General features: G+C 49.5%; 13 protein-coding genes. 7 read left to right on the forward strand and 6 right to left on the reverse strand.

The window, feature by feature from the left end:
- Positions 1-10 precede the first annotated feature (10 nt).
- Entirely contained in the window at positions 11-787 is a 777-nt protein-coding gene (locus PSCS_RS09710; RefSeq protein WP_068811918.1) for an acyl-CoA thioesterase, read from the forward strand.
- Here the strand turns inward: PSCS_RS09710 and PSCS_RS09715 are convergent.
- Positions 784-1,653 carry an SIS domain-containing protein gene (locus PSCS_RS09715; RefSeq protein ID WP_068811919.1) on the reverse strand — a complete coding sequence of 290 codons (870 nt, stop codon included), beginning with the start codon at positions 1,651-1,653 and terminating at the stop codon, positions 784-786. The genes PSCS_RS09710 and PSCS_RS09715 overlap by 4 nt on opposite strands.
- 107 nt (positions 1,654-1,760) lie before the next feature.
- Here PSCS_RS09715 and PSCS_RS09720 point away from each other — a divergent pair, with 107 nt between their 5' ends.
- Positions 1,761-2,900 carry a GNAT family N-acetyltransferase gene (locus PSCS_RS09720; protein ID WP_068811920.1) on the forward strand — a complete coding sequence of 380 codons (1,140 nt, stop codon included), beginning with the start codon at positions 1,761-1,763 and terminating at the stop codon, positions 2,898-2,900.
- A gap of 30 nt (positions 2,901-2,930) precedes the next feature.
- Here PSCS_RS09720 and PSCS_RS09725 read toward each other — a convergent pair whose 3' ends face one another.
- The 3 genes from PSCS_RS09725 to PSCS_RS15900 are packed head-to-tail and all read right to left on the reverse strand — an operon-like array spanning position 2,931 to position 5,092.
- Positions 2,931-3,797 (reverse strand): response regulator, encoded by an 867-nt coding sequence (locus PSCS_RS09725; protein WP_068811921.1) that lies wholly within the window; start codon positions 3,795-3,797, stop codon positions 2,931-2,933.
- A 9-nt stretch (positions 3,798-3,806) separates the two neighbouring features.
- Complete coding sequence (gene yaaA / locus PSCS_RS09730) at positions 3,807-4,580, reverse strand: peroxide stress protein YaaA (protein WP_068811922.1); 774 nt, start codon at positions 4,578-4,580, stop codon at positions 3,807-3,809.
- A gap of 23 nt (positions 4,581-4,603) precedes the next feature.
- A complete protein-coding gene (locus PSCS_RS15900; RefSeq protein ID WP_068811923.1) occupies positions 4,604-5,092 on the reverse strand; it encodes a DUF4265 domain-containing protein in 489 nt (162 codons plus the stop codon).
- Positions 5,093-5,176: 84 nt separating this feature from the next.
- Here PSCS_RS15900 and PSCS_RS15905 point away from each other — a divergent pair, with 84 nt between their 5' ends.
- The gene (locus PSCS_RS15905; RefSeq protein WP_157885685.1) at positions 5,177-5,509 is read left to right on the forward strand and encodes a hypothetical protein; all 333 of its coding nucleotides are present in this window, start codon (positions 5,177-5,179) and stop codon (positions 5,507-5,509) included.
- Between the two features lie 31 nt (positions 5,510-5,540).
- Positions 5,541-5,945 (forward strand): acyl-CoA thioesterase, encoded by a 405-nt coding sequence (locus PSCS_RS09745; protein WP_068811925.1) that lies wholly within the window; start codon positions 5,541-5,543, stop codon positions 5,943-5,945.
- 86 nt (positions 5,946-6,031) lie between these two features.
- Here the strand turns inward: PSCS_RS09745 and PSCS_RS09750 are convergent, their stop codons facing one another.
- Together PSCS_RS09750 and uvrD are read right to left on the reverse strand one after the other, a co-directional pair.
- Positions 6,032-7,408 (reverse strand): L-cystine transporter, encoded by a 1,377-nt coding sequence (locus tag PSCS_RS09750; RefSeq protein ID WP_068811926.1) that lies wholly within the window; start codon positions 7,406-7,408, stop codon positions 6,032-6,034.
- 127 nt (positions 7,409-7,535) lie between these two features.
- Positions 7,536-9,746 (reverse strand): DNA helicase II, encoded by a 2,211-nt coding sequence (gene uvrD / locus PSCS_RS09755; protein ID WP_068811927.1) that lies wholly within the window; start codon positions 9,744-9,746, stop codon positions 7,536-7,538.
- 188 nt (positions 9,747-9,934) lie between these two features.
- Between uvrD and PSCS_RS09760 the strand changes: the two genes are divergently transcribed.
- From PSCS_RS09760 to PSCS_RS09770, 3 genes are all read left to right on the forward strand, one after another.
- The gene (locus PSCS_RS09760) at positions 9,935-11,134 is read left to right on the forward strand and encodes an acyl-CoA dehydrogenase (protein ID WP_068811928.1); all 1,200 of its coding nucleotides are present in this window, start codon (positions 9,935-9,937) and stop codon (positions 11,132-11,134) included.
- 244 nt (positions 11,135-11,378) lie between these two features.
- Positions 11,379-11,990, forward strand: coding sequence for a hypothetical protein (locus tag PSCS_RS09765; protein WP_068811929.1), 612 nt, complete (start codon positions 11,379-11,381; stop codon positions 11,988-11,990).
- The gene (locus PSCS_RS09770) at positions 11,990-13,132 is read left to right on the forward strand and encodes a sensor domain-containing diguanylate cyclase (protein ID WP_068811930.1); all 1,143 of its coding nucleotides are present in this window, start codon (positions 11,990-11,992) and stop codon (positions 13,130-13,132) included. The genes PSCS_RS09765 and PSCS_RS09770 overlap by 1 nt, the downstream gene beginning before the upstream one ends.
- The last annotated feature ends 1 nt before the right edge of the window (position 13,133 follow it).

Genomic DNA, 13,133 nt, shown 5'->3' on the forward strand with positions numbered 1-13,133 from the left:
GGTTGGCGTTATGACATTTCGTGCTGCGATAGATTCGCTGGATATTGGCAAGGGTTATTTATTGCCTGAGACCTGGCGCCAGGGGCGTACGGCATATGGTGGATTGACTGCAGCTTTGACACTCGCTGCAGCTCATCAATCGGAGTCAGCGCAACTGCCTCCGTTAAGATCTGCACAAGTGTCGTTTATAGCGCCGGCCATAGAAGTAATGACTTTTCAGCCAGTAGAGTTAAGAAAGGGCAAGTCTGTTGTTACCATGAATGTGGATTGTTTCAGCGGCGATACCCTGGCCGCGCGTTCATCTTTTGTTTTTGCCAGAGATAGAGATAGCCAGATACACCATGCCTTCCATCACCAGCCTGATGTCAAATCTCCGACTGAATGTCCTGCTATACCAGAACAAGGGCAAAAACTTATGCCGGATTTTGCTCGCCATTTCGACATTCGCCCTGCAGGTGGATCATTACCTCTGTCCGGTGCGGTAAATCCGGAGTTACTAGCCTGGGCAAGGCACCGGGATGCTGATCAGGTTCATCCCGAAGTCGCGTTGCTCGGGCTGGCGGACTGTTTGCCGCCAGCTGCTTTTACAGCCTATACCACGCCGGCACCTATCAGTTCGGTTAACTGGTCATTGGATTTTATTGCACCAGTCAGTGCCAATGGCTGGTTTTTGCTGCGCTCATTCAGTCGTCAGGCAGGCAATGGCTATTCCAGCCAGGAAATGGAGATCTGGGATGAATCAGGCAACCTGGTATCGATAGGGCGCCAGTTAGTCGCGATATTTTAAAAGTCTGAACCGCCAGGTTTCTGGGTGCGCAAGGATTTCAGGCTCTTGTTCATTCGTTTCAGGTAATCCTTCAGTTGATCCTTACGCAGGCGGGCTACCCCCATAGCCAGCACATCAATGACCAGCAGGTGGGCAATTCGCGATGACACTGGCGTAAATACCTGCAGGTCTTCTTCCATATTGACATCGATCTGGATGCTGCACAGCTTGCTGAGTGGCGTGTCCTGTGGTGCCAGGCCAATAACGGTTGCACCTGCCTCCAGAGCTAACTCTACGCTTTGAATCAGAGCTTTGGTGCGACCTGACTGAGAAATGGCAACCAGGACATCCTGAGGGCTGAGGGAAATAGCTGACATGTGCTGAATGTGCGGATCAGTATAAGCAGCACTGGATAACTGCAGCCGGAAAAACTTGTGCTGAGCATCCGAGGCGACGGAACCAGAGGCACCAAACCCGTAAAATTCGACCCGTTTTGCCTGGTTGATGGCGACAATCGCCTGTTCCAGCGCCCGGGGATCCAGCTCATCACGAACAGTGATCAGTGAGCCTATCGTAGAATCGAACACTTTATGGCAGACATCAGCTATTGTATCGGCGTCATCAACAGAAAACTGTGAATAGCTGCTGCTGGCACCGAGGTGCTGGGCTAGTTGCAACTTGAAAGACTGAAATCCATCAAAACCAAGTGCACGACAAAACCGAACCACCGTGGGCTCACTAACCTGAGCCTGTGTCGCGACATCGACGATTCGCATGGTTAATACACCGGCGACATTTTCTATGACAAAGTCAGCAACTTTGCGTTCAGATTTCCGAAGGCTGTCTTTTTGATCCCGGATTCGACTAATCAGATTTTGCGCATCCACTTCACACTTCCTGTTACACTGCAAAGTGCAATATATCAGGAAGGCAGGATCAGACGCCATCCCCCGTTTCAGTAATCCAGACTATTAGAGGTTCCCCAGGTAGTCAGATGCCCATCGTAGAGGAAGTAAATGCCATCTCGGAAATTCCGGAGGCACTTTGGCAAACGTTAGCACCAACGCCATATCCGTTTTTACAGCGCGGTTTTTTACAGGCACTTGAAGACAGTCACTCTGTTTCTGCCAGTACCGGGTGGAAACCCCGGCACTTGCTGGTTAAAGATGGAGCTACGCTGCTGGCGTTTTTACCGATGTATGAGAAGTCCCATTCTTACGGTGAATATGTGTTTGACTGGGCCTGGGCGGATGCATACCAGCGACACGGATTTCCTTATTACCCTAAGCTGGTGACAGCGATTCCCTTTACGCCGGTTGCCGGACCCAGGTGGCTTCTTCAACCCGGTGTAGACCCAAAAGAAATATTGACGCTACTGCTGAACAAGATTTCAGAAATATCAGATGCTGAAAGAATCAGTGGCTGGCATGTTCTTTTTCCGGATGACAGCGTAGTTTCTGCCCTCAGCAAGCAACCCCTTATTGAAAGAAATGCCTGTCAGTATCGTTGGCATAACGCTGGCTACAACTCATTCGATGACTTCCTGGCTGTACTAAGTTCAAGGAAAAGGAAGAACCTGCGCAAAGAGCGGCGGGATGTGCAAGCACAGGGTTTTACGTTCCACACAGTAGCAGGCAAGGATATGACGCCAGAATTATGGCAGCACTTTTACCGCTTCTATCAATCAACCTACATGATACGAGGTATGCAGGGGTATTTAACTCCATCATTTTTCACCTTGATACAGGAAGGCATTCCTGATTCATTTTTCCTTGTCTTTGCGGAACTGGATCAAACGCTGGTGGCAGGTGCTATTTTCTTTACAGGTGAAGATACGTTGTACGGCAGGTATTGGGGATGTGATGCGGACTATATGAACTTGCATTTTGAAACCTGTTATTACCAGGGTATCGATTATTGTATTAACAATAACATCACGGTATTTGATGCCGGCGCACAAGGTGAGCATAAATTAAAACGAGGTTTTTATCCGGTAATTACAAAATCATTTCACCAGATAGCTCACTCCGGTTTTGCAGAAGCCATCGCATCATTTTGTTATGAAGAAAAAGACCATGTTTCCACTTATGCACAGGAAGCAGAAACACTGTTGCCGTATAAGAAAGATCACTAAACGTTTTTGTCCAGATGGTAAAATTAAGAGCTAGCGGCGTTGACGACTCAGCCACTCACTGATGCTTTCAGTTGCATTGGCAGGTAATTCACGGAAGCGAAAAACCAGTTGTATAAATCCGGATTTCTCGTTCTTTTCTACAGCAGAAATTGCGTGTAGATAAGCTGGGATATCCTGTATTGCTAGCGCACTGCCTTGCGATAAAGATATTGTCAATGAAGCGCTTGAGAAAAGTTCGGGGATATAGTCTGATCGCTTGGTAATGAGCACCAAGTCCTGAAGAGTAATGGATTTGATCATGCATTTAACCGAGTGGTCAGAAATTTTTGCAATTGCTGTACCGGCAGCTTTGCTGCCTCGTTCGTTTGCAGTATTGGCGTTGCCGCTTAATAATGGGCTTGCGTCAGCTTGACCTGCTGACTGAGAAGAGCGTTTTCCGGACAGGATGTCGACAGAACTGAAAGGTCCGCCTGATCCTCTTGAAGACATCCCTGAGTCAGACTGACCAGCAGTCAGTTTGCCGGACTTTCTCAGTAACTTTGTAACCTTGTGCATCAGGTCTTCGGGCGAAAAGGGTTTGCCCAGGTAATCACTGACGCCAGCATCGACTGCTTTAACAATATGCGATTTATCACCCAGGCTGCTTACCATCAAAAAGGGTAGTTCTTTGTGCTCGCTTTCATTGCGAATCCAGCGAACCAGATCCTCCCCGCTCATGTGAGGCATTTCCCAATCACTGATAACCAGATCAAATGATTGCCGGCTGATCAGAGTTTGGGCACGCCTGCCATCTCCTGCCTCCATGATTTCACTTTGGGGCAGAAACTTGCGCAACGTTCGCTTGGTCAAGTCGCGAATAAAGCTGGCATCATCACATAGCAGGATACGAAGTTTCATAGTCGTCGGTTAAGCTTCTTTTCGTAAAAAAACTGGTGCGTCAGGAGACGATTCAGAAGCAGCATAGCGATAGCCCGCCACATCAAAGTCGATAATTTGGTCAGGGTTATCTACACGGTTCCGGATGACCCATGCTGCCATATAGCCTCTTGCTTTCTTGGCGAAGAAACTGATGATCTTGTATTTTCCGTTTTTATAATCTTTAAAAACGGGGGAAATGACCGGGTGCTTCAATGTCTTTTTATCGACCGCTTTAAAGTATTCATTAGACGCCAGGTTAATGACTGCGCTACTACGCTGGCTATCCAGCTCCTGATTAATGTGCTGGGCCAGGCGAGTGCCCCAGTATTCATAAAGCGAATTATTCGAACCATGCTTGAGGGCAGAACCCATTTCCAGGCGGTAGGGCTGAATTAAATCAAGCGGTCGCAATATCCCATACAGACCGGACAGGATACGAAGGTGTTTCTGGGCAAAGGTCAGGTCTTTACTGTCCAGAGAATAAGCCTCCAGTCCTTGATAGACATCACCGGTGAAAGCAAAGATAGCCTGTCGGGCATTGTCACTGGTGAACGGTAGTTGCCAGTTGAGGTTGCGCTGAAAATTCAGGTCGGCAAGTTTTTCACTGATATGCATCAGCGAAGAAAGCTGTTCCGGATTCAGTTTCCTCAATGTTGACATCAATGCCTTGGCGTCCTCGAGGAATTCGCCCTGGGTATGTTTTCGCACAGGCACAGGGGTTTCGTAATCCAGCGACTTGGCCGGAGAAATAAGCAATATCATGTAAAGCCTCTTGGAATATGCAATCAGTCAGCGCTGGCCAATGATTCCCACCAGTTCAGTGGTGAGCCATCCTCTGGGTCATAGACATTCCCATAGTACCAGATGCTGTCTGGAAACTGTTTCAGCACAGCATCCAGGGTATCTTCGATTCGGCGAAAACCAATGGAGACATGAATGGTATAAACCAGCACGCCTGGGCTGCTGACATCTAAACGGCCCTGAATCAATTCGATTTCAGGTGTCAGTAACTCATTGATTCGGGCTGTGTTATGCTTGCCAAATACACGAATGCTTAAATTACCGCCATGCGTGACAAGTTCGAAACCATTCGGTGTTTCCGCCGGAAAACGGATTAAGTCATCAGCGGCAAGCCCCGGCACAAACACCGGTGATTTGGTCAAGCGAAACTGCTGTTCACCCTGGGCGTCCGTTTGTACGTTGACTTTTTCCACGACGGCTTCGTCATTGCGGTTATAGCCGGCAATTAAAGGAATTTGTTGCGGTTCATCCATTTTTGCATCGCTGTATTCAATTTGTCGCTCTATTGTAACGCGTGAAAAGCTATGCTGGTACTGCTGGAAAAGATTGCCTCTGTTATGTCCCGAATCAAAAGCCTGATACAGCTCTGCTTTCTGCTTGCGCTGACTGGTACTGCCTGGTTGCTGGCTGCTGCGCCAGTGGCGATGCAGGACCAATGGCTGATACCCGGCATCGTACTGACAATGTGGCTGTTGATGGCCATGTCTATCACGGTGCTTTTTCGTCAACCCGCACAGGTAAATGGCGAACCAGAGGGATGGTGGCATCACACCAAGGCGAAAATGGGCCGGTGGTTAATGCAAGTATTGGCCTGGATTGTGATCGGTATTTGTCTTGCTTTGGTGATAATTTCGTTACAATTAGCAATGAACTGGTTTCGCTACCATTAACAATAATGAGAAATGAGAACAGGAGTTATTGATGGCTCTGATTGATGAGCATACTGACCCTTTGCCCGCAGGTGAACTGGCATTGCAGACACTCGCTATGCCCAAAGATACTAATGCCAATGGTGATATTTTTGGTGGATGGCTGGTATCACAAATGGACCTGGCTGCGGGTATTGCCACTAAACAAGTGACCCGGGGGCGCTCAGCCACCGTTTCCATTAAGAATGTGCATTTTCTGGCTCCCGTCAGTGTCGGGTCAGTGGTGAGCTGTTACGCCGAGGTAGTAGAGATCGGTCGTAGCTCCATGCAAATTAATATTGAGGTCTGGATCTCAAATTCACTGACCCACCAGCAACGCAAAGTGGCAGAGGGGCTATTTGTCTTTGTTGCCATTGACGAGAATGGCCGAACCCGTCGGATTCAGTCCAGGGAATGATCCATTCTTGATGGGATAAAGGCTGGGCATTGTGTTTTGCCGGACAGAGTCAATCGCGTCCGGCAAAACAGACAGCCTACTTTCCTCTAGGTGACAGGTTGGGCCGGTTTCTCTTCGCTTTCGATCTGGTTGCCAAGCAGTTTGCTGGTAATCTTGCCACTGGTCATGGCACCGCTGACATTCAGTGCGGTTCGCCCCATGTCGATCAATGGCTCGATGGAAATCAGCAGTGCTGCCAATTCGACAGGTAAACCCATGGCTGGCAGTACAATCAGTGCTGCAAAGGTGGCTCCACCTCCCACGCCAGCGACACCGAATGAGCTGATCGTCACAATACCAATCAGGGTCAGCAGGAACCCGGGGTCCATCGGGTTAATACCAACGGTGGGTGCTGTCATTACAGCGAGCATGGTGGGGTAGAGCCCGGCACAGCCATTTTGTCCGATTGTAGCCCCGAAGGATGCCGACAGGCTGGCAATGGAAGGGGGTACATTGAGCTTGTCAATTTGCGTGCGGATATTCAGTGGAATTGTGGCTGCCGAGCTGCGAGTCGCGAATGCAAAGGTCAGAACCGGCCATATCTTGCGATAGAACTCCATCGGGCTGTTGCCGGACAGGCTGAGCAGCAACCCATGCACGCCGAACATGATGGCCAGGCCCACATAAGAGGCAATGACAAAGCCAATCAGGTTAAGAATATCGGAACCGTTCGAGCCGGCGACGACGTAGGTCATCAGGGACAAAATGCCATATGGCGTCAGGCTCATGACAATTTTTACCAGGCGCATGACGATCGCCTGAATGGTTTCAGTCCCTTTGCGAATGCTTTCAGCCAGTTCGGGTTTTTCGCGGCAGACCAGCAGGCCAGCCAGGCCAAACAGCATACCGAAAATCACCACCGCAATGATCGAGGTGTCGCGGGCTTCGGTCAGGTCAGCAAAGATATTGCGGGGGATAAATCGGACTATCACTTCCGCCAGGCTCAAACCGGCTACTGTGGGTTGCCGTGATTCCAGCACAGCAGCACGTGCTATTTCGCGCTCACCACCCACCATGCCTTCAGCAGAGAGACCAAACAGGTTGGTAACAAAAATACCTACAACGGCAGCAATCATGGTCATGAACACCAGGATGGCAATCACCGAACCACCGATTTTTCCCAATGAAGCGGCATCCTGCAATTTCACCACGGCCGCGATCATGGTAACCAGAACCAGTGGCATGATGATCATTCTAAGTAGCGAGACATAAATATCGCCTGGCAGGTCCGTCCATACCAGTGTGGGCCGGATGGATTCTATGTCGCCACCGTGCAGTAACTGCAGGGCAAAACCAAACACGACACCCATAACCAGAGCTGTGAAGACTTGCCTGGATAGTGAAGTATCGGGCTTTTTAAGTTTGTATAGTGTAAATAGCAGGGCGATAAAGACAATAATGCCAAGCGCAGTCAGAAATGACATGGCGTTCTCCACGGTTATTTTTTATTGTACTTTCACTTATATAGATTCGCTGGCGGGCTGGCAAGCCTGTCGGCGGATTCACTGAGTTCAGGCTCTGACAAATGCGGCCTGCTGTCCCAGCTGAAATTCACACTGCCTCCAGCCGGGCATAGGATAAAACCAGCCATTTACTGCCGGCATCATCAAAATTGACCTGAACCCGGGCATGGCTGCCACTGCCTTCATAATTGAGAACAACGCCTTCGCCGAATTTACCGTGCCTGACTCGCTGACCCAGGCTGATACCTGTGTCCGGGATGTCAGTGCCCCGGCTAATGCTTGAAGCCGGGCGTCCGGTTGAAATTGCCCGGCGTATTTCTGATTTGAGTCGCACAGGCTCAATCAGTGTGCCGGGCAATTCGCGAATAAAGCGGGAAGGGCGGCAGATATTGACATCGCCATGCAAGCGCCGGGATTCAGCACTGCTTAAATACAGTTTTTGCATGGCTCGTGTGATGCCGACATAGCAAAGGCGTCGTTCTTCTTCGACTCCGTTAATGCTATCCATCGACATTTTGTGGGGAAAGAGACCTTCTTCCATCCCGACCATGAACACCAGTGGAAACTCCAGACCTTTGGCACTGTGCAGTGTCATCATCTGGACAGCGTCGTCGCTTTCAGGGGCTTGCGACTCACCGGCATCCAGTGCAGCCTGATCAAGGAAGGTGGATAAAATGGCGCGCTCAGTATCGGACTGAGCATCTTCCTCAAAGGGGTCATCCTGATCCTGCCACTCTTCAGCAAAGCTTTGCGTCGCTGAGATCAATTCATTCAGGTTTTCCAGACGTGCCTGCGCTTTTTCAGCACCTTCTTTTTCGTGGTGGGCAATCAGCCCGCTGCGCTGAATCACCAGATTGACGGTGTCGCCAAGCTCCTGGTCAGCACTGTCCTGCTCCATGCCATGTATCAGCCGCATAAACCCTTCGATGGCAGAGCGTGCACGAGGTGGTAACAGGTTAAGTTCAATGCTTTGCTGGCAAGCCTGCCAGAGCGAACAGGACTGCTCCCGGGCAAAGGCACGGAGAGTATCCAGTGTTTTATTACCGATCCCCCGGGTAGGTACATTAATAACCCGCTCCATAGCCGTGTCATCATGTCGGTTAATGATCAGTCTCAGATACGCGAGGGCATTTCTGATCTCTAACCGATCATAGAACCGTAAACCCCCGTATATACGGTAGGGTAGGGAAATGCGTAACAGCGCTTCTTCCATTTCGCGTGATTGCGCATTGGAGCGATACAGAATGGCAGCATCTGAAAGCTGGTGGCCGGTGTTGAGCCAATCCTGCAGACGGTCGGCAATAAACCTGGCTTCATCCTGTTCGTTAAACGCTTCATACAACGAGATGGCTTCGCCATCCTGTCCGTCAGTCCACAGTTCTTTGCCCAGTCGCCCCTGGTTGTTGGCGATCAGGTGGTTAGCTGCCTTAAGAATGGTGCCGGTAGAGCGGTAATTTTGTTCCAGGCGAATGGTATGTGCGCCGGGAAAGTCGGTACTGAATTGCTGAATGTTCTCAATACGGGCGCCGCGCCAACCATAAATGGACTGGTCATCATCACCGACGACCATCAAGTGGCTGCCATTGCTGGCCAGCAGGCGCAGCCAGGCGTATTGCACTGCGTTGGTATCCTGAAACTCATCGACCAGGATATGCTGGAAGCGGCGCTGATAATGAGCCAGTAACCCTGGATGGTTCAGCCAAAGCTCATGTGCCCGCAGCAGTATTTCGGCAAAGTCGACCATGCCACCACGCTGACAGGCCTCTTCATAGGCCGTATAGACAGTCAGCATGGTGCGAGTGTATTCGTCGCCAAAGTGCTCGATATGATTGGCTCTCAGACCTTCGTCTTTCTGGCCGTTGATATACCATTGAACCTGTTTGGGAGGCCACTTGTCATCGCTGACACCGAGACTTTTACACAGGCGTTTGATCAGGCGAAGCTGATCATCACTGTCCATGATCTGAAAATTTTCCGGCAGATTGGCTTCACGCCAGTGCATGCGCAATAATCGATGTGCCAGGCCATGAAATGTGCCGACCCACATGCCACCCGCAGGTTGCTCCAGCAGCTCGTCAATACGGCTGCGCATTTCCCGTGCAGCTTTATTGGTGAAGGTCACAGCCAGTATGGCAAAGGGGGAAACGGATTCCACCTGCATCAGCCAGGCAATACGGTGAACCAGCACACGGGTCTTACCGCTGCCGGCACCCGCCAGAATCAGTGCATGGCCTGGAGGGGCGGAAACCGCTTCCCGCTGTTCGGTATTCAGAGAGTCTAATAAGTATGATACGTCCATGGCGAAGTATTCTAGCAGGCCAGGCGCAGGTTTTGCTGGGATAAAATGCAAACGAGGGGCTTGTCCGACATAATTCGTTGTATGTCTGAGACGACAGGACACTCCGACTTTTGCTTAGCATGCCTTGCTGATAAAATACTGAACCTTCGCTCGATATTTATATGGAGCCTTAACATCAGGAGCTGACGATGTCCGAAACGAATAATGCCAAGTCAGAAAATGCTGCCTTTGACTGGAAAGACCCTTTTTTGATGGAAGGGCTGTTAACCGAAGAAGAGCGAATGATCCGGGATACAGCGCACCAGTATGCCCAGGAAAAACTGCTGCCGCGTGTTCGCGAGGCTTACCAGAAAGAGCAGACGGATCCCGAGATATTTCGGGAAATGGGCGAGCTCGGTCTGCTGGGTCCGGCCCTGGATGGCTATGGATGTACGGGTACCAATTATGTCAGCTATGGCTTGATTGCCCGTGAAGTGGAAGCCGTCGATTCCGGTTATCGCTCCATGTTCAGTGTGCAGTCCAGCCTGGTGATGCATCCGATTCACGCGTTTGGCAGCGAAGAGCAGAAACAGAAATACCTCCCCAAACTGGCTTCGGGCGAATATATCGGCTGTTTCGGCCTGACAGAGCCGGATCACGGCTCTGACCCAGGCAGCATGATCACGCGTGCTCGCAGTGTCGATGGGGGTTACAGCCTGAGTGGCGCCAAGAACTGGATCAGTAACTCACCATTTGCCGATGTATTTATTGTCTGGGCGAAAGATGATGAAGGCGAGATTCGTGGCTTTATTCTTGAGAAAGGCATGAAAGGTCTGTCAGCCCCCAAGATTGAGGGTAAGCTGGCGCTGAGAGCTTCAATTACCGGCGAAATCGTTATGGATGAAGTCTTTGTGCCCGAGGAAAACATGTTGCCGCATGTCAAAGGTTTGAAAGGGCCGTTCAGCTGTCTGAATTCAGCAAGGCTGGGCATCGCCTGGGGAGCTATTGGTGCGGCAGAAACCTGCTGGCACACCGCCCGGGAATATGTGCTCGACCGCAAACAGTTTAATCGCCCACTTGCTGCCAATCAGCTGATTCAGAAAAAACTGGCCGACATGCAAACCGAGATCTCTCTGGCACTGCTGGGCTGTTTGCAGGCAACTCGTCTGAAAGACGAAGGCAAACTCGGTATTCCTCTGATTTCATTGTTGAAACGCAACTCCTGTCTGAAAGCACTGGATGTGGCCCGTAATGCTCGTGACATGCTGGGCGGCAATGGTATATCAGATGAGTATCCGGTCATGCGTCATATGCAAAACCTGGAAGTGGTCAACACTTATGAGGGCACACAGGATATTCATGCTCTTATCCTGGGTCGCGCTCAAACAGGGATTCAGGCGTTTTTCTAACGCTTCTCTTTCTCTTTCCTGGTAACTGAAAAACCGACTGCTGCGCATGCGCGACAGTCGGTTTTTTGCATTTCATAGAAAATAAAAGCTCCCTCCATCGCCTTACATCCTTGCGCCAGCGCAAGAAATGACATTTCCATGCAGTATTCACTGCACTAATATGGTAAATAGAGTTTTATTAGAGTGGTCTGGCAATACTGACAGCCTGTGGTGGAGTAAGTTGTCAGCAAAGGGAGTATCACAGATGACCGCAGTGAACCGACATGAAAACCAGGGAAACGATTTTCTGGTGAATATGGGGCAACAATGCCCGGACGGTTTTTGGTATGAAAACCTGAGCGACTCCAAGCAAAGCTGGATCAGTGATGCTTTCTGGCGATCGATTGGTTGTCCTGCACCTTCTTCTTTTCCAGGGTCAATTATAGATACCTGGTTATCGATGATTAGTCCGAACCAGACTGTGGAAATAAAGTCACTATTAGAGGCGTGTTGTCAGAATCCAGAACAGGCTTTCAATGAAGTCATACACTTTCTGTCACCAGAAGGGGTGTCGGTGTGGATGAAATGTCAGTTGCTGGTGTTGAGTTCATCCCGGGGTGAGCCGTCCGAACTGCTGTGCTGGCACAGCAATGTCACGGACATGATGACAGTCCAGTCCTTGCAGGAAACCAGCAATCGAATTGCCAATATCGGTTACTGGCAAGTTGATCTGCGTAGCATGCTCTCCGAATTCAGTGACATCACACAGGAGCTGCTGGGCCTGACCAGAAACCAGCAAGTCCCAATCAGTGATGTGCTTGATGTTACACCGGATCAGACAAGCAGCCGACAGATAAAAAAATCTTTGATGACATAGTGAAAACCAGAAAATCCTGTGATGAAGAGGTTGTTATTGGCAAAGATAACGAGTCACAGCGCTGGGTCAGGCTAATCGGGTTTCCTGAGATTATACAGGGGGAGTGCCGAAGGTTGTACGGCACCATCCAGGATGTCACAGAACAGAAGCGTCGCGAGGAAGCGCTATGGCAAAGTGAAGAAGCTTTCCGCAATAATTTTATTCATGCCGGTATTGGTATGGCATTGGTGGCAACAAATGGCACCTGGCTTCAGGTCAACCGAACCTTATGTGGCATGATAGGTTATGCTGAAAGTGAATTAATGAAATTAACATTTCAGGATATCACCCACCCTGAAGATCTAGATAATGATTTGATCCTTCTGAATGAAGTTGTCGAAGGTAAAAGAGAACATTATCAGATGGAAAAACGCTACTTCCACAAGAAAGGGCATATTGTTCATGTATTACTTTCCGTTTCAGTGGTTAGAAATAAATACCAATCGATGAAAAACTTTATTTCACAAATAATTGATATATCAGATCTGCATGAAGCTCAGCGTAAGGTCACCGGTTTACTACGCACCTCAAAAGATCAAAATAAAGAGTTGATGAAACTACAAAATCAGCTCACTAAAGCAAATAAAGTTCTAAAGCAGGAAAATCAGACAGACCCGTTGACGGGTCTGGGAAACCGTCGCGCATTTCACCTGGCAATTAATGAAGTACTCAGTAGTCGACGTTACAAACCGCTCGGCATAGCCATGATCGATGTGGATCATTTTAAAAAATATAATGATACATACGGTCATCTGGAAGGTGATCTTGTGCTGAAAAAGCTGGGTAATGTGCTGAGGCGTTGTGTTCGGGAACAGGATACTGTGATCCGTTTTGGCGGTGAGGAATTTTCTGTAATTATGCCTGGGTCAACACTGGAGGAAAGTCGTGTTATGGCGGAGCGTGTACGACAGGCCATAGCAGAAGAAAGATTTCCCAACCAGGGTATTACGGTCAGTATTGGTGTCTCTTCCAGATCCGGGGAAGATGATATTGATACGTTACTGAAAAGAGCAGACGAAGCGCTTTACGACGCGAAAGCCAATGGCAGGAATTGTGTCGCTACGGAACTGAAAAATCCAGGTAGCGACAATAATGGATCTTGAT

It is taken from the genome of Pseudohongiella nitratireducens, assembly GCF_001642735.1.
Lineage (GTDB): Bacteria > Pseudomonadota > Gammaproteobacteria > Pseudomonadales > Pseudohongiellaceae > Pseudohongiella > Pseudohongiella nitratireducens.

Coding starts and splice junctions, on each gene's coding strand:
- PSCS_RS09710 (WP_068811918.1), top strand. CDS start 11: ATGACATTTCGTGCTGCGATAGATTCGCTGGATATTGGCAAGGGTTAT.
- PSCS_RS09720 (WP_068811920.1), top strand. CDS start 1,761: ATGCCCATCGTAGAGGAAGTAAATGCCATCTCGGAAATTCCGGAGGCA.
- PSCS_RS09725 (WP_068811921.1), bottom strand. CDS start 3,797: ATGAAACTTCGTATCCTGCTATGTGATGATGCCAGCTTTATTCGCGAC.
- yaaA (WP_068811922.1), bottom strand. CDS start 4,580: ATGATATTGCTTATTTCTCCGGCCAAGTCGCTGGATTACGAAACCCCT.
- PSCS_RS15900 (WP_068811923.1), bottom strand. CDS start 5,092: ATGGATGAACCGCAACAAATTCCTTTAATTGCCGGCTATAACCGCAAT.
- PSCS_RS15905 (WP_157885685.1), top strand. CDS start 5,177: ATGTCCCGAATCAAAAGCCTGATACAGCTCTGCTTTCTGCTTGCGCTG.
- PSCS_RS09745 (WP_068811925.1), top strand. CDS start 5,541: ATGGCTCTGATTGATGAGCATACTGACCCTTTGCCCGCAGGTGAACTG.
- PSCS_RS09750 (WP_068811926.1), bottom strand. CDS start 7,408: ATGTCATTTCTGACTGCGCTTGGCATTATTGTCTTTATCGCCCTGCTA.
- uvrD (WP_068811927.1), bottom strand. CDS start 9,746: ATGGACGTATCATACTTATTAGACTCTCTGAATACCGAACAGCGGGAA.
- PSCS_RS09760 (WP_068811928.1), top strand. CDS start 9,935: ATGTCCGAAACGAATAATGCCAAGTCAGAAAATGCTGCCTTTGACTGG.
- PSCS_RS09765 (WP_068811929.1), top strand. CDS start 11,379: ATGACCGCAGTGAACCGACATGAAAACCAGGGAAACGATTTTCTGGTG.